At 68.2% G+C, this 19,793-nt stretch carries 16 protein-coding genes; 14 read left to right on the forward strand and 2 right to left on the reverse strand.

Annotation, left to right across the window (positions count from 1 at the left end; all coding sequences use genetic code 11):
• The first annotated feature begins 73 nt into the window (after nt 1–73).
• The 6 genes from miaB (at nt 74) to mdoH (ending at nt 7,364) form a co-directional block, all read left to right on the forward strand.
• Entirely contained in the window at nt 74–1,435 is a 1,362-nt protein-coding gene (gene miaB, locus VHAB30_RS21290; RefSeq protein WP_159278536.1) for a tRNA (N6-isopentenyl adenosine(37)-C2)-methylthiotransferase MiaB, read from the forward strand.
• The gene (locus VHAB30_RS21295) at nt 1,435–2,862 is read left to right on the forward strand and encodes a sensor histidine kinase (protein WP_095743632.1); all 1,428 of its coding nucleotides are present in this window, start codon (nt 1,435–1,437) and stop codon (nt 2,860–2,862) included. Before miaB ends, VHAB30_RS21295 begins: the two co-directional genes overlap by 1 nt.
• An 84-nt stretch (nt 2,863–2,946) precedes the next feature.
• The gene (locus tag VHAB30_RS21300) at nt 2,947–3,558 is read left to right on the forward strand and encodes a hypothetical protein (protein WP_235926879.1); all 612 of its coding nucleotides are present in this window, start codon (nt 2,947–2,949) and stop codon (nt 3,556–3,558) included.
• Nucleotides 3,555–4,943, forward strand: a complete 1,389-nt coding sequence (locus VHAB30_RS21305; RefSeq protein WP_159278538.1) for a sigma 54-interacting transcriptional regulator — start codon at nt 3,555–3,557, stop codon at nt 4,941–4,943. The genes VHAB30_RS21300 and VHAB30_RS21305 overlap by 4 nt, the downstream gene beginning before the upstream one ends.
• 193 nt (nt 4,944–5,136) lie before the next feature.
• The gene (locus tag VHAB30_RS21310) at nt 5,137–5,337 is read left to right on the forward strand and encodes a hypothetical protein (protein WP_082818265.1); all 201 of its coding nucleotides are present in this window, start codon (nt 5,137–5,139) and stop codon (nt 5,335–5,337) included.
• 8 nt (nt 5,338–5,345) lie between these two features.
• Nucleotides 5,346–7,364 (forward strand): glucans biosynthesis glucosyltransferase MdoH, encoded by a 2,019-nt coding sequence (mdoH, locus tag VHAB30_RS21315; RefSeq protein WP_159278539.1) that lies wholly within the window; start codon nt 5,346–5,348, stop codon nt 7,362–7,364.
• 90 nt (nt 7,365–7,454) lie between these two features.
• On the opposite strand, the gene VHAB30_RS21320 is transcribed toward mdoH, so the two are convergent.
• Both VHAB30_RS21320 and ffh read right to left on the reverse strand, forming a co-directional pair.
• On the reverse strand, nt 7,455–7,790 hold the full coding sequence (locus VHAB30_RS21320) for an ankyrin repeat domain-containing protein (protein ID WP_159278540.1): 336 nt from the start codon (nt 7,788–7,790) through the stop codon (nt 7,455–7,457).
• 48 nt (nt 7,791–7,838) lie between these two features.
• On the reverse strand, nt 7,839–9,233 hold the full coding sequence (ffh, locus tag VHAB30_RS21325) for a signal recognition particle protein (RefSeq protein WP_095743629.1): 1,395 nt from the start codon (nt 9,231–9,233) through the stop codon (nt 7,839–7,841).
• 161 nt (nt 9,234–9,394) lie between these two features.
• Here ffh and VHAB30_RS21330 point away from each other — a divergent pair, with 161 nt between their 5' ends.
• The 8 genes from VHAB30_RS21330 (at nt 9,395) to VHAB30_RS21365 (ending at nt 19,740) form a co-directional block, all read left to right on the forward strand.
• Nucleotides 9,395–10,207: a cytochrome C assembly family protein gene (locus tag VHAB30_RS21330; protein ID WP_056575582.1), complete on the forward strand. Its 813-nt coding sequence runs from the start codon at nt 9,395–9,397 to the stop codon at nt 10,205–10,207.
• Complete coding sequence (locus VHAB30_RS21335) at nt 10,204–10,461, forward strand: PP0621 family protein (RefSeq protein ID WP_062480350.1); 258 nt, start codon at nt 10,204–10,206, stop codon at nt 10,459–10,461. Before VHAB30_RS21330 ends, VHAB30_RS21335 begins: the two co-directional genes overlap by 4 nt.
• The gene (locus VHAB30_RS21340; protein ID WP_159278541.1) at nt 10,458–12,155 is read left to right on the forward strand and encodes a two-component system sensor histidine kinase NtrB; all 1,698 of its coding nucleotides are present in this window, start codon (nt 10,458–10,460) and stop codon (nt 12,153–12,155) included. Before VHAB30_RS21335 ends, VHAB30_RS21340 begins: the two co-directional genes overlap by 4 nt.
• Before the next feature lie 5 nt (nt 12,156–12,160).
• A complete protein-coding gene (locus VHAB30_RS21345) occupies nt 12,161–13,711 on the forward strand; it encodes a sigma-54-dependent transcriptional regulator (RefSeq protein WP_159278542.1) in 1,551 nt (516 codons plus the stop codon).
• Nucleotides 13,698–14,315 carry a 1,6-anhydro-N-acetylmuramyl-L-alanine amidase AmpD gene (gene ampD / locus VHAB30_RS21350; RefSeq protein WP_159278543.1) on the forward strand — a complete coding sequence of 206 codons (618 nt, stop codon included), beginning with the start codon at nt 13,698–13,700 and terminating at the stop codon, nt 14,313–14,315. The genes VHAB30_RS21345 and ampD overlap by 14 nt, the downstream gene beginning before the upstream one ends.
• Before the next feature lie 349 nt (nt 14,316–14,664).
• Nucleotides 14,665–17,577 carry a ribonucleoside-diphosphate reductase subunit alpha gene (locus VHAB30_RS21355; protein ID WP_159278544.1) on the forward strand — a complete coding sequence of 971 codons (2,913 nt, stop codon included), beginning with the start codon at nt 14,665–14,667 and terminating at the stop codon, nt 17,575–17,577.
• A gap of 212 nt (nt 17,578–17,789) precedes the next feature.
• Nucleotides 17,790–18,980, forward strand: coding sequence for a ribonucleotide-diphosphate reductase subunit beta (locus VHAB30_RS21360; RefSeq protein ID WP_062480340.1), 1,191 nt, complete (start codon nt 17,790–17,792; stop codon nt 18,978–18,980).
• Between the two features lie 199 nt (nt 18,981–19,179).
• A complete protein-coding gene (locus tag VHAB30_RS21365; RefSeq protein WP_056575601.1) occupies nt 19,180–19,740 on the forward strand; it encodes a histone H1-like DNA-binding protein in 561 nt (186 codons plus the stop codon).
• The last annotated feature ends 53 nt before the right edge of the window (nt 19,741–19,793 follow it).

Below are 19,793 nucleotides of genomic sequence, written 5' to 3' on the forward strand. Positions count from 1 at the left end.
GCAAGCAAAAATCCGCGGGCGCCACGCGCGCCCTGCAGCCCTTCCTCTTTGCGAAGGGCACAGAGAGCTCCCCATGAAAAAAGTATTCATCAAGACCTTCGGCTGCCAGATGAACGAGTACGACTCGGACAAGATGGCCGACGTGCTCCACGCCGCGCAGGGCTACGAGCCCACGCAGAACGTGGACGAGGCCGACCTCATCCTGTTCAACACCTGCTCGGTGCGCGAGAAGGCGCAGGAGAAGGTGTTCTCCGACCTCGGCCGCGTGAAGCACCTGAAGGCCAAGGGCGTGAAGATCGGCGTGGGCGGTTGCGTGGCGAGCCAGGAAGGCCAGGCCATCATCGCGCGCGCGCCCTACGTCGACATCGTGTTCGGCCCGCAGACGCTGCACCGCCTGCCCGAGATGCTGAACGACCGCGAGCGGCTGGACCGCCCGCAGGTGGACATCAGCTTCCCCGAGATCGAGAAGTTCGACCACCTGCCGCCCGCGCGCGTCGAAGGCGCCACGGCCTTCGTGTCGATCATGGAAGGCTGCTCCAAGTACTGCAGCTACTGCGTGGTGCCCTACACCCGCGGCGAGGAAGTGAACCGCCCGCTCGACGACGTGCTGGTCGAGATCGCCGGCCTGGCCGACCAGGGCGTGCGCGAGATCACGCTGCTGGGCCAGAACGTGAACGCCTACCGCGGCAAGATGGGCGACACGGCGGAAATCGCCGACTTCGCGCTGCTCATCGAGTACGTCGCCGAGATCCCCGGCATCGAGCGCATCCGCTACACCACGAGCCATCCGAACGAGTTCACGCCCCGGCTCATCGAGGCCTACGCCAAGGTGCCACAACTCGTCTCGCACCTGCACCTGCCGGTGCAGCACGGCAGCGACCGCATCCTCATGGCCATGAAGCGCGGCTACACGGCCATGGAATACAAGAGCACGGTGCGCAAGCTGCGCGCCATCCGCCCCGACCTGGCCCTTTCCAGCGACTTCATCGTCGGCTTCCCCGGCGAGACCGATGCCGACTTCGACAAGATGATGAAGCTCATCGACGACTGCCAGTTCGACAACAGCTTCAGTTTCATCTTCAGCCCGCGCCCCGGCACGCCCGCCGCCGCGCTGCAGGACGACACGCCGCACGAGGTGAAGCTGGCGCGCCTGCAGACGCTGCAGCGCGTGATCGACGGCAACGTGCGCCGCTTCGGCGATGCGCTGGTGGGCAGCACGCAGCGCGTGCTGGTCGAGGGCGCCTCGCGCAAGGACGCCAACGAACTCATGGGCCGCACCGCCTGCAACCGCGTCGTCAATTTCGAAGGCGACGCCCGCCTCGTGGGCCAGATGGCCGACCTGCGCATCACCCGCTCGCTGGCCTACACGCTGCGCGGCGAGGTGGTCACGCGCGAATCGGCCCTGGCTGCTGCCGCCACGGTGCTCGCCCACTGATGGCGAAACGACCGTCCGTCCGGGGCTCGTTCCAGCAGCTCCTGCTGTTTGCCTTCCTGCTGATCACCGCGCTGCTGGTGGGCGTGGCGCTGCGCTCGGTGCTGCAGTACGACGCGCTCGTCACGCAAAGCCGCGACGCCGCGGCGCGCGCGCTGCGCCTGTCGGGCGCCTCGCAGTCGCTGGCCGAACGCAGCGCGGCCATGGAGCGCGCGGGACGCCAGTCGCTGGTGCTCAACGACGCCGTGCTGCGCCGCCGCTTCGACGAGGCGGCGCGCGAAGCCCACCAGGTGCTGGAGCGCCTGGAACGCAACGGCCTGCCGGCCGCCGGCATCGACATGTGGCGCAGCCAGCTCGGCGTGATCGAAGGGCTGCTCGGCGGCAGCCCCGACAGCGCCCTGGCGCGCGAAAGCACGATGGCGATGCAGTTCCGCGAACTCGACGCCCTCAACACCAACATCGCCCAGCAGGCGCAGTTCCTGATCGAAACGCAGAACGACGCGCTGGCCAAGCGCATCGAGAACGCGCGCCGCCGGCTGATGCGCGAGGTGGTGGCTGCCAGCGTGCTGGCCGTGTCGCTGGCGCTGGCCTTCGGCATCTGGCTGGCGCGCCCCTTCAAGCGGCTCGAGAACGCCATCGTCGGCCTGGGCCAGAACCGGCTCGACGAACCGATCGACATCCGCGGCCCGGCCGACGTGCGGCGCGTGTCGCAGCAGCTCGAATGGCTGCGCCTGCGCCTGACCGAGCTCGACGCCGACAAGGCGCGCTTTTTGCGCCACGTGTCGCACGAACTGAAGACGCCGCTGGCGGCGCTGCGCGAAGGCGTGTCGCTGCTCGAGGACGGCGTGACCGGCCCGCTGAACCCGGCCCAACTCGAGGTCGCGCAGATCCTGCAGCAGAACACCGTGTCGCTGCAGAACCAGATCGAGGCGCTGCTGCGCTTCAACGCCGCCGCCTTCGAGGCGCGCGAGCTGCGCCGCGAGCGCACCGAGCTGCTGCCGCTGATCGAGGAGCAGATCGAGGCCCAGCGCCTGCAGTGGCAGGCGCACGGCCTGCGCGTGCGCGCCGAGGGCGAGCCGATCGCCCTCACGGTCGACCGCACCAAGCTCGGCACCGCCATCGCCAACCTGCTGTCGAACGCGATCCGGTTCTCGGCCGCGGGCGGCGTGATCACGCTGGCCGTGTCGGGCACGCCCGAGGCGGTGCACATCGACGTGTGCGACGCCGGCCCCGGCATTGCCGTGAACGACCGCGACCGCATCTTCGAACCCTTCTTCCGCGGCGAGCGCCAGCCCGAGCACACGGTGAAAGGCACCGGCATCGGACTTTCCATCGTGCAGGAGTACATTGCAGCCCATGGGGGCCGCATCGCCCTGCTGCCGGACGGCCCCGGTGCACGCTTTCGCATCGAACTGCCGCGCACGACCTGACCCCGGACACCCCACCCACACCGCCCCGCGCCTTTTCGACCCATGTTCCTTTCGTTCGTCCGCAGATCCACCTTCGCCGGGGCCATGGCCGTGCCATGCGCCCTGCTGCTGGCGGCCTGCGCCTCCCAGCCCAAGCCGCCGGCCGAAGCCGACGCGCTGCCGCCGCCCGTGGCCGCGCCGCGCGTCGTGCCGGTCGAGGCCGAGCCCCGCGCGCCGGCCACGCAGCCGGCCTCGCTCTTCACGCAGCTCACCCAAGGCCCCGTCGCGACCATGCTGGCCTATGCCGACAAGGTGCGCCCGCTGGGCGGCGCCGACCTGAGCGCGGAAATCGCGCGCGTCGGCGAACAGGGCGAAACGCCCGCGGCGCAGATGCAGCTGGCGATCCTGCTCGCACAGACCCGCGTGCCGGCCGACCTGGCGCGCGCGCTGGGCCTGCTGCAGCGCGTGATCGCCAACCCCGCGCCCGAGGCGCAGCCGCTGCATCCGCTCGCGCGGGCGCTGGCGGCGCGCTATGTCGAGCAGCGCCGCGTCGAGGACGACCGCGACAAGCAGGTGCAGCAGCTGCGCGACAGCCAGCGCCGCATCGACCAGCTCAACGAGCGCATCGAGGCGCTGCGCGCCATCGAGCGCAGCTTCGCCCGGCCGAACACGCCGGCACCCACGCCCTCCTCCAACGGAAGCAGATCCAATCCATGAGTACAGCTGGTGCCCGCCTCCTCGTGGTCGACGACGACCCGGACATGCTGCGGCTGCTCTCGATGCGGCTGGTGTCGGCGGGCTACCAGGTCACGGCCGTCACTTCGGCCGAGACCGCGCTCACGCAGCTCGAGATCGAGCACCCGCAGCTGGTGCTCAGCGACGTGCGCCTGCCCGGGCGCGACGGCCTGCAGCTGTTCGACGAGATCCGCAAGCGCCACCCGACGCTGCCGGTGATCCTGCTGACCGCGCACGGCACCATTCCCGACGCGGTCGAGGCCACGGCGCGCGGCGTGTTCACCTACCTCACCAAGCCTTACGACGCACGCGAACTGCTCGAGAAGATCTCGCAGGCGCTGGCGCTCGGTGCGCCCACCACCACGCCGAGCAAGACCGGCGACGACAGCTGGCGCTCGGAAATCGTGAGCCGCAGCAACCGCATGGCCGAGCTGCTGGCCGAGGCGCGCATGGTCGCCAAGTCGGACGCCTCCGTGCTGCTGCGCGGCGACTCCGGCGCCGGCAAGGAGCTGCTGGCGCGCGCCATCCACAAGGCCAGCGCGCGCGCCGACAAGCCCTTCGTGGCGGTCAACTGCGGCGCCATTCCCGAGGCACTGCTCGAATCCGAGCTGTTCGGCCACATGAAGGGCGCCTTTACCGACGCCCACGCGAACCACAAGGGCCTGTTCCAGCAGGCCGACGGCGGCACGCTGCTGCTCGACGAAATCGGGGACATGCCGCCCGCGCTGCAGGTCAAGCTGCTGCGCGTGCTGCAGGAGCGCGCGGTGCGTCCGCTGGGCGCGAGCCAGTCGATCGAGGTCGACGTGCGCATCGTCTCGGCCACCCACCGCGACCTGGACGCCGCGATGGAAGCCGGCCAGTTCCGCGAAGACCTCTATTACCGCCTGAACGTGGTGACGCTCACGCTGCCGCCGCTGTCGGCGCGGCGCGAGGACATTCCGCTGTTGGCCAACCACTTCCTGCAGAAGCTGTCGACCAAGTACGGCAAGCGGCTGTCGGGCTTCGCGCCCGAGGCGCTGAAGGCGCTGACCACCGCCGCGTGGCCGGGCAACGTGCGCCAGCTCTACAACGTGGTGGAGCAGGTCTGCGCGCTGTCGGGCTCGCCGCTGATCCCGCTGGCGCTGGTGCAGCGCGCGCTGCGCGTGCCGAGCGTGGAGGTGCTCACCTACGCCGAGGCCAAGCAGCGTTTCGAGCGCGACTACCTCGTCGGCCTGCTCAAGCTGACCGACGGCAACGTGGCCGACGCCGCCCGCCTGGCCGACCGCAATCGCACCGAGTTCTACCGCCTGCTGCAGAAGCACGAGCTCACGCCGGGCAACTTCAAGGCCGACGTTGTCGCTCCCGGGGGCGACCCTGTCGCCGAGTAGCGACAGGCCTAAGTCGTTGATTTGAAAGGCTGTTTCCCGAGGGCCTCCCCGGCTTGTCGGGATTCGGCGACAAAAACGGGGGTTTCGGGGGCCCGACAGGCCCCTCCCCCACGGAAAACGGTTTCGAATCGCGCCAAGTCGTTGATTTGAAAGCGTTTTTCCAGGCTGGCACAGGGTTTGCCCCTGTACTGGCATGACAGCACTTACCAGCCCATCTTTCGCACTGCGTCCGCAGCGCGACGGCCTGCGTCAAAAGCAGTTTTCCTCCTCGCGGCCCCGTGCCGCGGGCCATTCGCTGACCGCGCTCTCCGGCGTCGGCGGCGCCGCCACGGACTGCGTCTTCAAGCGCCTTCCGGCCATTGGCGACACCCCCCTCGACAAGCAACGTTGGTGAATGAACCGATGAAGCCGAACGACTTCTCCCACCTCAACGTCCTCGCCGAATCCGATTTCGCACGCCGCAGCGCGCTGCGCGAGGAACGCCACCCCAACGCCGTGACCGCACCGCCGGTCAACCGCGGTTCCATGGCCCCGCGCCCCTGGCGTGGTTTCTGGAACAGCATCGGCACCGCGCTGCTCGTGCGCCTGGGCGCCGGCCGCAATGCCGACAGCGCCCCCGCCGCCAAGCAGGCCGCCCCGGCCCCGCAGGCCTGGGAACGCGCCGCCGGCCAGCGCCGCCTCGCCTTCATGCTGCTCACGCTGCTGAGCACCGTGATCGCGTCGTCGCTGTTCGCCAGCGTGCAACCCGACTACGACAACGTCTGGCTCGAATACGGCCAGATCGGCCTGTACGGCCTGCTCTCGGGCTGGGTCGTGACCGGCTTCGTGACCGCGCTCATGGGCTTCTACGTCTCGGTGCGCGGTGACAAGCACGCCCTCTCGGCGAAACAGGTGGCCCACCACCCGATGAACCCCGAGGCACGCACCGCGATCATCATGCCGATCTGCAACGAGGACGTGGCCACCGTGTTCGCCGGCCTGCGCGCCACCTGCGAATCGGTCGCCTCCACCGGCCACGCCAAGCAGTTCGACGTGTTCGTGCTGTCCGACAGCTACAACCCCGAGACCGCCGCCGCCGAGCGCGCCGCCTGGGAAGACCTGCGCGCCGCCCTGGCCGAAAGCCCCAACCAGCCGCAGGTCGAGGTCTACTACCGCCTGCGCACCCGCCGCACGCACCGCAAGGCCGGCAACGTCGCCGACTTCTGCCGCCGCTGGGGCAAGGACTACCGCTACATGGTCGTGCTCGACGCCGACTCGGTGATGAGCGGCGACTGCCTGGCCTCGATGGTCAAGCTGATGGAAGCCAACCCCACCGCCGGCATCATCCAGACCGCGACGCAGGCCATCGGCCACGTCACGCTGCACGCCCGCGCCCAGCAGTTCGCTTCGCGCGTGACGGGTCGCCTGTTCACGCTGGGCATGCAGTTCTGGCAGCTCGGCGAGTCGCACTACTGGGGCCACAACGCGATCATCCGCGTCGAAGCCTTCATGAAGCACTGCGCGCTGGCCCCGATCAAGGGCACCGGCGGCATGTCGGGCGGCATCATGTCGCACGACTTCGTCGAAGCCGCGCTGATGCGCCGCGCCGGCTACCACGTGTGGCTGGTGTCCGACCTGGTCGGCAGCTACGAACAGCAACCGCCGGACCTGCTGGCCGAGCTGCAACGCGACCGCCGCTGGTGCCAGGGCAACCTGCAGAACGCCCGCCTGATGGCTGAGCCCGGCATCCACCCGGTGCACCGCGCAATGTTCGTGACCGGCACCATGGCGTATGTCTCGGCCCCGCTGTGGCTCGCCTTCCTGACGCTGGGCACCGCCCTGTGGCTGAGCGGCTCGAGCCTCGTGTCGAGCTGGAACGTGCTGCCCGCCGAACTGGCCGGCCTGTGGGTCTGGACCCTGTGCCTGCTGTTCCTGCCGCGCGTGCTGGGCATCGCCGCTGTGCTGATGCGCGGCGAACAACGCCAGTACGGCGGCGTGTGGGGCCTGGTGAAGAGCTCGGTGCTCGAAGCCGGCCTGGCCATCGTGCAGGCTCCGGTGCGCATGCTGGCCCACTCGCTGTTCGTGCTCGTCGCCCTCACCGGCATCAAGCTCGACTGGAAGTCGCCCCCGCGTGAAGCCAACGCCGTGCCGTGGAAGGTCGCTGCCTCGCAGCTGGCCCCCATGACGCTGGTGATCGCCATGCTGGCCGTCGGCGTCGCGATGATCGACCCGAGCGCCCTGATCTGGCTCATGCCCGTCGGCCTGCCGCTGCTGCTGGCGATCCCGCTGACCGTGCTGACCAGCCAGATCGCGCTGGGCACCACGCTGCGCGACCGCGGCTTCCTGCTGATTCCCGAGGAATCGCGCTCGCCCGCCGTGCTGCGTCGTGCGTGGATGCATGCGCTGCGCCTGGCGCGCCCGGCGGCACTGGCCACGGCCTGATGCGATCTCAGCCCTGCGGCTGATCGCTCCAAAGAAAAAGCCCGCTTCGGCGGGCTTTTTGCTGGGCGGTACGCGATGCGCATCGATATGTCAGAAGGGCAGCCAGCGGCGCCAGAACGGCGGACGGGGTGCGCGGGCGCCGCGCGCCACCAGCGCCGCGACGAGCGCCTCGCGGCCGTGCTTGCGGGCGGCCTGCAGCGGCGTGAGCCCGTCGAATTCAGACAGCAGGTTCGGATCGGCGCCGTGGTCCAGCAGGTAGCTGGCGATCTCGCCGTGCCCCTGGACCAGGCTGGCCACCAGCGGCGTGCACAGGATCTCGGGGTGCTGGTAGTTCGGATTCACGCCCGCACCGATGTGATAGCGCACCAGGTCGAGGTCGCCGGTCAGTGCGCCCTGGTAGAGCTCTTTCCAGTCGCCTGCGGACATGGCGGGGCTGCGCGCCTCTCTATATATGCATGCGTCGAGCGGCCGGGCTCAGAACGGCAGCTTGCCGCCGCCTCCGCCCATGCCGGGCATTCCGCCCATGCCCTTCATGCCGCCCATCTTCTTCATCATCTTCATCAGGCCGCCGCCCTTCATCTTCTTCATCATGCCCTGCATCTGCTCGAACTCGTTGAGCAGGCGGTTCACTTCCTGAACCTGCACGCCGGCACCGGCCGCGATGCGGCGCTTGCGCGTGGCCTTGAGCAGCTCGGGCTTGCGGCGCTCCAGCGGGGTCATGCTCTGGATGATCCCTTCCTTGCGGCGGATGTCGCGCTCGGCGCGCGTCATGTCGGCCTCGGTGGCCTTGGCGGCCATCTGCTGGGGCAGCTTGTCCATCAGGCTGGAGAGGCCGCCCATCTGCTTCATCTGCTGCAGCTGGCCGAGGAAGTCGTTCAGGTCGAAGCCGGCGCCGCTCTTGACCTTGGCGGCCAGCTTCTGCGCCGCCGCCACGTCGACGCCGGCCGTGACCTGCTCGACCAGCGCGACGATGTCGCCCATGCCCAGGATGCGGCCCGCATGGCGCTCGGCGTCGAACACCTCGAGGCCGTCGATCTTCTCGCTCACACCGGCGAACTTGATTGGCACGCCCGTGACCTGGCGCACCGACAGCGCCGCACCGCCGCGCGAATCGCCGTCGGTCTTGGTCAGGATGATGCCGGTGAGGGGCAGCGCCTCCTTGAAGGCCTTGGCAGTGTTGATCGCGTCCTGGCCCTGCATGGCATCGACCACGAACAGGGTTTCGACCGGATCGAGCTCGGCGTGCAGCTGCTTGATCTCGGTCATCAGCACTTCGTCGATCGCGAGGCGGCCGGCCGTGTCGACCAGCAGCACGTCGAAGTAGTGGCGCCTGGCGTGGTCGAGCGCGGCGCGCGCGATGTCCAGCGGCTTCTGGTCGGGCGTGCTCGGGAACCACTCGGCGCCGGCCTGCTTGGTCACGGTCTTGAGCTGCTCGATGGCGGCCGGGCGGTACACGTCGCCCGACACGGTGAGCACCTTCTTCTTGCGCTTCTCGATCAGGTGCTTGGCCAGCTTGGCGGTGGTGGTGGTCTTGCCGGCGCCCTGCAGGCCGGCCATGAGGATCACGGCCGGCGGCTGGGCAGCGAGGTTGATGTCGGACACACCCTCGCCCATGGTGGCGGCGAGTTCGCGGTTGACGATGCCGACCAGCGCCTGGCCCGGCTTGAGCGAGCCCAGCACTTCCTGGCCGAGCGCCTTCTCCTTCACGCGCGCGACGAAGTCGCGCACCACGGGCAGCGCCACGTCGGCCTCCAGCAGCGCCATGCGCACCTCGCGCAGCATGTCCTGCACGTTACTTTCGGTGATGCGCGCCTGGCCGCTCATCGTCTTGACGAGGCGGGAGAACTTTTCGGTGAGGGCGGTGGCCATGAAGGAAATACCTTGTTGTCCGCGGCAGCGGACCGATGGAAAGTCGTGAAAACCTGGAAGCGGTATGTGGGCCCGCTCTCTCGCGGGGGGTGCCCCCGGCGGGGGTGGGCGAAGCGACGCGACGTGCGCGAAGCCGGGGGGCGAGCCTATACACTCCACCGATGATTTTAGCGATCCCCTCCCCACTCGGCGTGGCGCTGGGCATCGCCACCGCGGCAGCCTACGGTTTTGCCGCTGCCGCCGGTGCGCGGCTCAGCCGCCAGACCACCCAATGGGCGCTCGGCATCGCATGGCTGCTGCATGCCGCGGTGCTGGGCCACGGGCTGATCGGCGGCGACCCTCGCTTCGGTTTTGCGCCGGCGCTGTCGGTCACGGCGTGGCTGGTGCTCACGGTCTACGCGGTCGAAAGCCGCCTGTACCCGCAACTGAAGGCACGCCGTGCGCTGGCCTGGCTGGGCGCGGCCGCCGTGCTGCTGGCGCTGCTGTTCCCCGGCACGCCGTTGCATGTCAGCGCCTCGCCGTGGCTGCCGCTGCACCTGGCGCTGGGCATCGCCTCGTACGGCCTGTTCGGCGCCGCCGTGGTGCACGCCTGGCTGATCACGCGGGCCGAAAAGCAGATTCGCCTGGCCAGCGCCGATGCACAGGCCGGCGTACCGCTGCTCACATTGGAACGGCTCACCTTCCGTTTCGTCACGGCGGGCTTCGTGCTGCTGTCGGCCACGCTGCTGGCCGGCCTGCTGTTCAGCGAGCAGCTCTACGGCGCCGCCGGCCGCGCCTGGAAGTGGGACCACAAGACCATCTTCTCGGTGCTCGCCTGGCTCAGCTTCGCGGTGCTGCTGACCGGCCGCGCACGCTTCGGCTGGCGCGGACGCACCGCGCGGCGCGTGCTCTACGCGGGCGCGGCGCTGCTGCTGCTGGCCTACGTGGGCTCGCGCTTCGTGCTCGAAGTCGTGCTGACGCGCCTGCCCGCATGAAGTACCTGCTCGTCCTCGCGGTGGTGTGGGTCGCGATATGGCTCTGGCGCAAGAACCGGCGCGAAGAGATGCGCGACGCGCAGCAAGAACGCGCCAAGAAGGCGCAACAGCGCACGCCGGCCGTCGGCCCGCCGCAGGCGATGGTGCGCTGCGCCCACTGCGGGCTGCACCTGCCTGCGGCCGACGCACTCCCCGGGCCGGACGGCGCGGTGTTCTGCAGCGCCGCGCACCGCCAAGCCGGCACCTCCGCATGAGTTCGTTGCGCCGGTCGCGCGGCGAGCCGGCCACCGACTGGGACGTGCTCGACCTGGGCGCCGGCGACAGCACGGCCCTGCTGCGGCTGTGGCGCGGCTTCATGGCGGCGCGCTGCTTCGTGGCGGTGGTGCTGGTGCTGCTGCAGGGCGTGGCCTTCGCCATCGGGCAGGCCGTGCAGCCGCTGCCGATCGTGCTCTCGGGCGGCTACCTCGTGCTGGCCTGGCTGGAGATGCGCTACGCGCACTTCGAGCCGCCGATCCGCGGCTTCTCCACCCTCTGGCTGCTGACCATCGGGGTCGACCTGGGCATCTTCAGCGCCTTGCAGGTGCTGCAGGGCGGCAGCGTCAACTACACGCCGCTGTTCGCGCTGCCCGTGCTGATGAGCGCGGTGCTCGGCACGCTGCTCGTGGGCCTGGGCACCACGGCCACCGTGACGCTGCTGCTGCTGGCCGACGCCGGCTGGCACTGGCTGCAGCAACCCGGCGATCCGTCGGCGCGCTTCGTGCAGGCCGCCCTCACCGGCACCGGCCTGTTCGTGGTGGCGCTGCTCGCGCACGAACTCGCGCGCCGGCTGGCACGCGAAGAAGCGGTGGCGCAGCGCAGCCGCAGCCACGCGCAGATGCAGGCGCAGGTCAACGACCTGGTGATCGAAACCCTGAGCGAAGGCGTGCTGGTGATCGACACCGACGGCCTGGTGCACGCGGCCAACCCGGCGGCCGACGCGATCCTCGGCCAGGGCCTGGCGCAGCTGCCGCTGCCGTTCCCGCTGCACACCCAGCCGGCCTGGCATGCGCTGGCCGCGCTGGCGCGCCAGACCTTCGCGCGGCGCGCCCCGCAGACCGAAGAGATCCCGGTGGCGCAGGCCCGCGGCGCGGCGCGCGAGGTGCGCGTGCGCACCCGGCTCACGCCCACCGACGACCGCCGCGCCGACAGCCTGTGCGTGATGTTCCTGCAGGACCTGCGCGAGCTCGAGGCCCGCATCCGCACCGAAAAGCTCGCCGCGATGGGCCGCATGTCGGCCGCGGTGGCGCATGAAATACGCAACCCGCTGGCCGCCATCGCACAGGCCAGCGCGCTGCTCAGCGAAGACCTGACCGACCCGGCGCACCGCAAGCTGACCGACATGGTGCAGCACAACGCGCAGCGCCTGGCGCGCATCGTGGACGATGTGCTCGACGTCTCGCGCGCGCGCCAGCAGCGCGTGCTGTCGCTGGGCGAACAGCTGGTGCTCGACCCGGCCGCGCAGATCCTGGCCGAGGAATGGATACGCCAGACCCAGCGCAAGGGCGTGCGCGTGGCGCTCGAGGCGCCGGGCAGCGAGGTGCGCTTCGAGGCCGAGCACCTGCGCCGCCTGCTGGTGAACCTGCTGGACAACGCGGCCCGCTACGCCAGCCAGCGCGAGGGCGCGATCCAGGTCATCACCACCTTGCAGCGCGCCGGCGTGCAGCGCGCCGCGTTGCTGGTGTGGAGCGACGGTGCGCCGCTGGAACCGGCGGTGCAGCGCCACCTGTTCGAACCCTTCTTCTCGTCCGAGAGCCGCTCCAGCGGCCTGGGCCTGTTCCTGTGCCGCGAGCTGTGCCGGCGCCACGGCGCCACCATCGGCTACGAACGGCGCGCGCTGGTGCCGGGCGGCCCCGAGGGCAACGAATTCTTCGTCAGCTTCGCACCGAGCGAAAACCGGCTGACACAATAGCGGCCGTGAGCTCCCTCCCGTCTTCCGCCGCCGCCCCGCGCCCCGCGCAGATCCTCGTCATCGACGACGAGCCCGACCTGCGCACGCTCTACGAACTCACGCTGCTGCGCGAAGGCTACCGGGTGGAAGCCGCGGGCAGCGTGTCCGAAGCCTGGCAGCACCTGGAAGCCGGCCGCTTCGACGCCGTGATCACCGACATGCGGCTGCCCGACGGCGAAGGCATGGAGATCATCCACCGCATCCAGAAAGACCAGCGCAGCGAGCGCTGCGTGGTCATGACCGCCTACGGCTCCGCCGAGAACGCGGTCGAAGCGCTGAAGGCCGGCGCCTTCGACTACCTCACGAAGCCGGTCGACCTGAAGCAGTTCCGCGCCGTGGTGGCGTCGGCGGTGCAGGCCAACCGCGCCGCGGTGGTCGTGCCGCAGAAGGCGCCGCCGCAGGCCGCCGGCCAGGGCGGCGAACGCCCCGACGCACTGGCCGTGACGCGCAGCGGCGCGACCGCGCTCGACCGGCTGGTCGGCGACTCCGACCCGATGCGCCTCGTGAAGTCGCGCATCGCCAAGGTGGCGCGCGGCATGGCGCCGGTGCTGGTGCGCGGCGAATCGGGCACCGGCAAGGAGCTGGTCGCGCGCGCCGTGCACGGCTGCAGCCAGCGCAGCGAAGGCCCCTTCGTCGCGGTGAACTGCGGCGCGATCCCCGAGAACCTGCTCGAGGCCGAGTTCTTCGGCGCCAAGAAGGGCTCGTACACCGGCTCCTCGCAGGACCGCGACGGCTACTTCCAGGCGGCGCGCGACGGCACGCTGTTCCTGGACGAAATCGGCGACCTGCCGCTGGCCATGCAGTCGAAGCTGCTGCGCGCCATCCAGGAGCGCAGCGTGCGCGCCATCGGCTCGACGCAGGAAGACGCGGTCGACGTGCGCATCGTGAGCGCCACCCATAAAGATTTGCACGCCGAGGTGCTGGCCGGCCGCTTCCGGCAGGACCTGTTCTACCGGCTCAACGTGATCGAGATCGCCGTGCCCGCGCTGCGCGAGCGCCGCGAAGACCTGCCTGCGCTGTGCACCGCGCTGCTCGCGCGCATCGCGCAGGACGGCGGCCTGCCCGTGCCGCGCCTGTCCGACGCGCTGCTGCAGCGCCTGGCCCAGCACCCACTCGACGGCAACGTGCGCGAGCTCGAGAACCTGCTGCACCGCGCCGTGGCGCTGAACGACGGCGACGAGCTGCACATCGACCTGATGGGTGCGATGACGCCGATGCCGGCCACGCCGCGCAGCGAATCCGCTGAAGCGCCAGCCGCCGTTGCGGTGGCTGCGCCCCCCGCGCCGGCGGTCGAGCCCAAGCCCGCGCCGCCGCCGCTGCCCTCCGACCTGCAAGCCTGGCTCGACCAGCAGGAGCGCGAGATCCTCGTGCGCGCGCTGCACGAAAGCGGCTTCAACCGCACGGCCGCCGCCGCGCGGCTGGGCATGAGCCTGCGCCAGATCCGCTACCGCATCGCGCGCCTGGGCATCTCCACGCCCAACGGCGACGACGGCACCACCGCGCATGCCGACGACTGACGACCTCGCCACGACACCGGCCAGCGACGATGGACTCTGGCGCGCCGGCTGGTACCGCTTCGCCAAGGCCCTGCCCTCGCCCAACTTCGGACCGCGCCCCGTCGGCGCGCAGACCGACCTGATCGTGCTGCACTCCATCAGCCTGCCGCCGGGCGAATACGGCGGCGACGCCGTGCAGCAGCTCTTCACCAACCGGCTCGACTGGGACGCGCACCCGTACTTCCAGTCGATCCGCGGGCTCGAGGTGTCCTCGCATTTCTATGTGCGGCGCAATGGCGAGCTCTGGCAGTTCGTGAGCTGCGACGACCGCGCCTGGCACGCCGGCGTGTCGTCGTGGCGCGGGCGCGGCAACTGCAACGACGACTCCGTCGGTATCGAGCTCGAAGGCCTCGAGGGCGAGCGCTTCGAGGAGGCGCAGTACGAAACGCTGGCCAGCCTCTGCGCCGCGCTCGCGCAGCACTACGCCATCGCCCACATCGCCGGCCACGAGCACATCGCGCCCGGCCGCAAGCAGGACCCCGGCGCCGGTTTCGACTGGCGCCTGCTGCGCGAACAGCTCGGCTGGAATCCACAGATGTTTCCCGAGCAGGTGGTCGCGCGCTAATTTTTTCAATCGCTCCGTGGCCCGCGATGCGCCGCTCTCGCAGCGCAGCAATCTCGCAAGCGCAGGCACGCGACGTAGCAACCATGCGGCCTGCAGGCCCAAATCGCCTTGCAAGCCGCGCCCCATGCGGGTTGCGCCACCATGGGCCAGTATTCACGCGGCATCGCTGGCGATGCGCTGAGTGCGGCGCAATTCCTGTCAGGGTTGCATCCATAGGAAAACACTACCTGTAGTGGCTTGTAGGGCACAGACACCCTAGATATAGTGTCTTCCCGTTCGGCAACAACGCCGACGCAAGGCCCGCGAGGCCTTGCCAACCAACAAGAATTGCACAACCGAGAGGAAGCGAATGCAAACTGCACTGAACACCCCGTCGACCCCCCGCGCCGTCCCCGCGACGCCGCAGCAGCAACAAGACACTGCGGGCTCGCCCACCGGTCAGAACCTCGCGCACTACCAGATCATCCGCCGCAACGGCGCCGTCGTTCCCTTCGAGCCGAACAAGATCGCCATCGCCATGATGAAGGCCTTCCTGGCGGTGCACGGCACCCAGGGCGCGGCTTCCGCCAGCGTGCGCGAGACCGTCGACACGCTGACGCAAGGCGTGATCCGCGCCATGGTCCGCTCGCGTCCGGGCGGCGGCACCTTCCACATCGAAGACGTGCAGGACCAGGTCGAGCTCGGCCTGATGCGCGGCGGCCACCATGAAATCGCGCGCGCCTACGTGCTGTACCGCGAACGCCGTACCCAGGAACGCTCCAAGCAGGGCGAGCAGGACGTGCCCGCCGCACCGGCGCTGCACGTGCTCGACAACGGCGAGCGCGTGGCACTCGACCTGAACGAGCTCAAGGGCCTGATCGAATCGGCCTGCCAGGGCCTGGGCGACAGCATCACCGCCGCCCCCATCGTCGCCGAGACGATGCGCAACCTGTACGACGGCGTGCCGCTGGACGAGGTCTACAAGGCCTCCATCCTGGCCGCCCGCACGCTGATCGAGAAGGACCCCGACTACACCTTCGCCACCGCGCGCCTGCTGCTGCACACGATCTTCAAGGAGATCATCGGCCGCGAAGTGATGCCGGCCGAGCGCGCCACCGCCTACGCCGACTACTTCCCGCAGTTCATCAAGAAGGGCGTCGAGAACGAGCTGCTCGACGAGAAGCTGCTGCAGTACGACCTGCCCCGCCTGGGCGCCGCCCTGAAGGCCGAGCGCGACAACCAGTTCGACTACCTGGGCCTGCAGACCCTGTACGACCGCTACTTCCTGCACGTGCGCAAGACCCGCATCGAGCTGCCGCAGGCGTTCTTCATGCGCGTGGCCATGGGCCTGTCGCTGAACGAAATCGACCGCGAAGCCCGCGCCATCGAGTTCTACGAAGTGCTGTCGTCGTTCGACTTCATGTCGAGCACGCCCACCCTGTTCAACGCCGGCACGCTGCGTTCGCAGCTGTCCAGCTGCTACCTGACCACCGTGCCCGACGACCTGGACGGCATCTACGAGTCGATCAAGGAAAACGCGCTGCTGTCGAAGTTCGCCGGCGGCCTGGGCAACGACTGGACCCGCGTGCGCGCACTGGGCAGCCACATCAAGGGCACCAACGGCGAATCGCAAGGCGTGGTGCCGTTCCTGAAGGTGGTGAACGACACGGCCGTGGCCGTGAACCAGGGCGGCAAGCGCAAGGGCGCCGTCTGCACGTACCTGGAAACCTGGCACCTCGACATCGAGGAGTTCCTGGAGCTGCGCAAGAACACCGGCGACGACCGCCGCCGCACGCACGACATGAACACCGCCAACTGGATCCCCGACCTGTTCATGCGCCGCGTGATGGAAAAGGGCACCTGGACGCTGTTCTCGCCCTCCAACGTGCCTGACCTGCACGACCTGTTCGGCGCCGACTTCGAGAAGGCCTACGTCGCCTACGAAGAAAAGGCCGCCCGCGGCGAGATCAAGCCCGCGCGCACCCTCCAGGCCTCGGACCTGTGGCGCAAGATGCTCACGATGCTGTTCGAGACCGGCCATCCCTGGATCACGTTCAAGGACGCCTGCAACGTGCGCTCGCCGCAGCAGCACGCGGGTGTCGTGCACTCGTCGAACCTCTGCACCGAGATCACGCTGAACACCAGCGACACCGAGACGGCCGTCTGCAACCTGGGTTCGGTGAACCTGCTGCAGCATCTGAAGGACGGCAAGGTCGACCAGGAAAAGCTCAAGCGCACCATCTCGACCGCGATGCGCATGCTCGACAACGTGATCGACATCAACTACTACGCCGTGAAGAAGGCGCGCGACTCGAACCTGCGCCACCGTCCGGTCGGCCTGGGCCTGATGGGCTTCCAGGACGCGCTGTACGAACTGCGCATTCCCTACGCCTCGCAGGAAGCCGTGCAGTTCGCCGACGAGTCGATGGAAGCCATCTGCTACCACGCCTACTGGGCCTCGACCGAGCTGGCCAAGGAACGCGGCAAGTACTCCAGCTACAAGGGCTCGCTGTGGGACAAGGGCATCCTGCCGATCGACTCGCTCGACCTGCTCGAGAAGGCTCGCGGCGGCTACGTCGAAGTGGACCGTTCGGCCACCCTGGACTGGGATTCGCTGCGCGCCAAGATCAAGGCCGACGGCATGCGCAATTCGAACTGCGTGGCCATCGCCCCCACGGCGACCATCTCGAACATCATCGGCGTGGACGCCTCGATCGAACCCTGCTTCGGCAACCTGTCGGTCAAGTCGAACCTGTCGGGCGAGTTCACCGTGATCAACCACTACCTGGTGCGCGACCTGAAGCGCCTGGGCCTGTGGGACGACGTGATGGTCATGGACCTGAAGCACTTCGACGGTTCGCTGCGTCCCATCGACCGCGTGCCGCAGGACGTGAAGGCGCTGTACGCCACCGCGTTCGAAGTCGAGACGACGTGGCTGGTGGAAGCCGCCGCGCGTCGCCAGAAGTGGATCGACCAGGCGCAGTCGCTGAACATCTACATGGCCGGCGCGTCGGGCAAGAAGCTCGACGACACCTACAAGCTCGCCTGGCTGCGCGGCCTGAAGACCACCTACTACCTGCGCACGCAGAGCGCGACGCACGCTGAAAAGTCGACGGTGCAATCGGGCCGTCTCAACGCGGTGTCGTCGGGCAACGACGCACCCTCGGGCATGAGCGCACTCGAAGCCGCCGCTGCTGCAGCGAAGGCACAGATGAGCGCGATGCCCGCCACCGACATCGCGTTCTGCGGTGTCGACGATCCGACCTGCGAAGCCTGCCAGTGATGTGCAAGTGAAGCGTCAACACACAAGACGCTTCGATCGATCAGCGAGGTGCTCGCACAAGTGAAAAGCGCGCGACGTTCAATCAATCAAGGCATTGACTGACGTCGCGCGATGCATGCGAGCAACATAACAACCCCATAAATGGCGCACGATGTGAACGAGCACTTTGCAACTCACATCGTTGCTCCGATAATTGCGCATTGGATTTTTCTATGTTGACCTGGGACGAAGAAGTCAAGCCCTCCTTACCAAAGGATATGCAACAAGGATTGCAGCAGCACCACGCATCGACCGGCGGTCTTTCCGCTGGCCGCGCGGTCGCCGCTCCGACTTCGTCGCTTGCACAACCCGCCACTGCCACCGCACCGGTGGCCGCCGCTGCAGGCCAGCGCGTCAAGGCTTCCGACAAGCGGATCATCAACGGCCAGACCGACGTCAACCAGCTGGTGCCGTTCAAGTACAAGTGGGCTTGGGAAAAGTACCTCGCCACCTGCGCCAACCACTGGATGCCGCAGGAAGTGAACATGACGCGCGACATCGCGCTGTGGAAAGACCCGAACGGCCTGACCGAAGACGAGCGCCGCATCGTCAAGCGCAACCTCGGCTTCTTCGTGACCGCCGATTCGCTGGCCGCCAACAACATCGTGCTGGGCACCTACCGCCACATCACGGCCCCCGAGTGCCGCCAGTTCCTGCTGCGCCAGGCCTTCGAGGAAGCGATCCACACGCACGCGTACCAGTACATCGTCGAGTCGCTCGGCCTGGACGAGAGCGAGATCTTCAACGCCTACAACGAAGTGCCGTCGATCCGCGAGAAGGACCAGTTCCTGATCCCGTTCATCGACGCCATCAGCGACCCGAACTTCAAGACCGGCACGCACGAGACCGACCAGACGTTGCTCAAGTCGCTCATCGTGTTCGCCTGCCTGATGGAAGGCCTCTTCTTCTACGTCGGCTTCACGCAGATCCTTGCGCTGGGCCGCCAGAACAAGATGACCGGTGCTGCCGAGCAGTACCAGTACATCCTGCGCGACGAGTCGATGCACTGCAATTTCGGCATCGACCTGATCAACCAGCTCAAGCTCGAGAATCCCGGCCTGTGGACCGCAGAGTTCAAGGCCGAGATCAAGGACCTCTTCATGAAGGCCGTCGAGCTCGAGTACAAATACGCCGAAGACACCATGCCGCGTGGCGTGCTCGGCATGAACGCCTCCATGTTCAAGGGCTACCTGCGCTACATCGCCAACCGGCGCGCGCAGCAGATCGGCCTCGAAACGCTCTTCCCGAACGAGGAAAACCCGTTCCCCTGGATGAGCGAAATGATTGACCTGAAGAAAGAGCGCAACTTTTTCGAAACCCGCGTGATCGAGTACCAGTCGGGTGGTGCGCTCTCCTGGGATTGAATTTTTCGATACACAACAATTCATGAATTCAAGAATTGCCCTTGCCACCGACTGCGCCAAAGAGCGCGGCATGGACGAGGGCTCAGGTGTTCATGGTGCTGGGGCTCAGATTCCAACGCCATGAATCGCTTCACGCTCCCAACGCGCGTGGAGTGCTTCAATAGGTTGATTTTTTCAACTTGATCAAGGAGAAATAGAAATGGCAACTGCAAAGAAAGCGCCGGCCAAGAAGGCCGCTGCAAAGAAGGCTCCGGCTAAGAAGGCTGTCGCCGCGAAGAAGGCTCCGGCAAAGAAGGTCGCGGCCAAGAAGGCTCCGGCTAAGAAGGCTGTCGCCAAGAAGGTCGTAGCGAAGAAGGCTCCGGCAAAGAAGGTCGCGGCCAAGAAGGTTGCAGCCAAGAAGGTCGTAGCGAAGAAGGCTGCACCGGCGAAGAAGGCCGCTGCCAAGAAGGCTCCGGCAAAGAAGGCCGCCGCCAAGAAGGCGCCTGCCAAGAAGGCCGTAGCGAAGAAGGCGCCTGCCAAGAAGGCTGCTGCCAAGAAGGCCCCTGCGAAGAAGGCTGCCGCCAAGAAGGCCCCTGCCAAGAAGGCCGCGGCCAAGAAAGCCGCGAAAAAGCCCGCTGCCAAGCCTGCCGCTGCTGCCAAGAAGCCTGCTGCCAAGAAGGCCGCCGCGCCTGCGAAGGCTGCCGTAGCGCCTGCCCCTGCGGCGCAAACGACGCTGAATCCCCAGGCAGCCTGGCCGTTTCCGACGGCCAGCAAGCCCTGAGTGAATTCTCAGCGGCCTTGAAAGGCACGAAGCCCGGCACCGCAAGGTGCCGG

This window comes from Variovorax boronicumulans (assembly GCF_009811375.1).
Lineage (GTDB): Bacteria > Pseudomonadota > Gammaproteobacteria > Burkholderiales > Burkholderiaceae_C > Variovorax > Variovorax boronicumulans.

Coding starts and splice junctions, on each gene's coding strand:
- VHAB30_RS21295 (WP_095743632.1), top strand. CDS start 1,435: ATGGCGAAACGACCGTCCGTCCGGGGCTCGTTCCAGCAGCTCCTGCTG.
- miaB (WP_159278536.1), top strand. CDS start 74: ATGAAAAAAGTATTCATCAAGACCTTCGGCTGCCAGATGAACGAGTAC.
- VHAB30_RS21300 (WP_235926879.1), top strand. CDS start 2,947: ATGGCCGTGCCATGCGCCCTGCTGCTGGCGGCCTGCGCCTCCCAGCCC.
- ffh (WP_095743629.1), bottom strand. CDS start 9,233: ATGGCCACCGCCCTCACCGAAAAGTTCTCCCGCCTCGTCAAGACGATG.
- VHAB30_RS21340 (WP_159278541.1), top strand. CDS start 10,458: ATGAGTTCGTTGCGCCGGTCGCGCGGCGAGCCGGCCACCGACTGGGAC.
- VHAB30_RS21310 (WP_082818265.1), top strand. CDS start 5,137: ATGACAGCACTTACCAGCCCATCTTTCGCACTGCGTCCGCAGCGCGAC.
- VHAB30_RS21330 (WP_056575582.1), top strand. CDS start 9,395: ATGATTTTAGCGATCCCCTCCCCACTCGGCGTGGCGCTGGGCATCGCC.
- VHAB30_RS21355 (WP_159278544.1), top strand. CDS start 14,665: ATGCAAACTGCACTGAACACCCCGTCGACCCCCCGCGCCGTCCCCGCG.
- VHAB30_RS21320 (WP_159278540.1), bottom strand. CDS start 7,790: ATGTCCGCAGGCGACTGGAAAGAGCTCTACCAGGGCGCACTGACCGGC.
- mdoH (WP_159278539.1), top strand. CDS start 5,346: ATGAAGCCGAACGACTTCTCCCACCTCAACGTCCTCGCCGAATCCGAT.
- VHAB30_RS21335 (WP_062480350.1), top strand. CDS start 10,204: ATGAAGTACCTGCTCGTCCTCGCGGTGGTGTGGGTCGCGATATGGCTC.
- VHAB30_RS21305 (WP_159278538.1), top strand. CDS start 3,555: ATGAGTACAGCTGGTGCCCGCCTCCTCGTGGTCGACGACGACCCGGAC.
- VHAB30_RS21365 (WP_056575601.1), top strand. CDS start 19,180: ATGGCAACTGCAAAGAAAGCGCCGGCCAAGAAGGCCGCTGCAAAGAAG.
- VHAB30_RS21360 (WP_062480340.1), top strand. CDS start 17,790: ATGTTGACCTGGGACGAAGAAGTCAAGCCCTCCTTACCAAAGGATATG.
- ampD (WP_159278543.1), top strand. CDS start 13,698: ATGCCGACGACTGACGACCTCGCCACGACACCGGCCAGCGACGATGGA.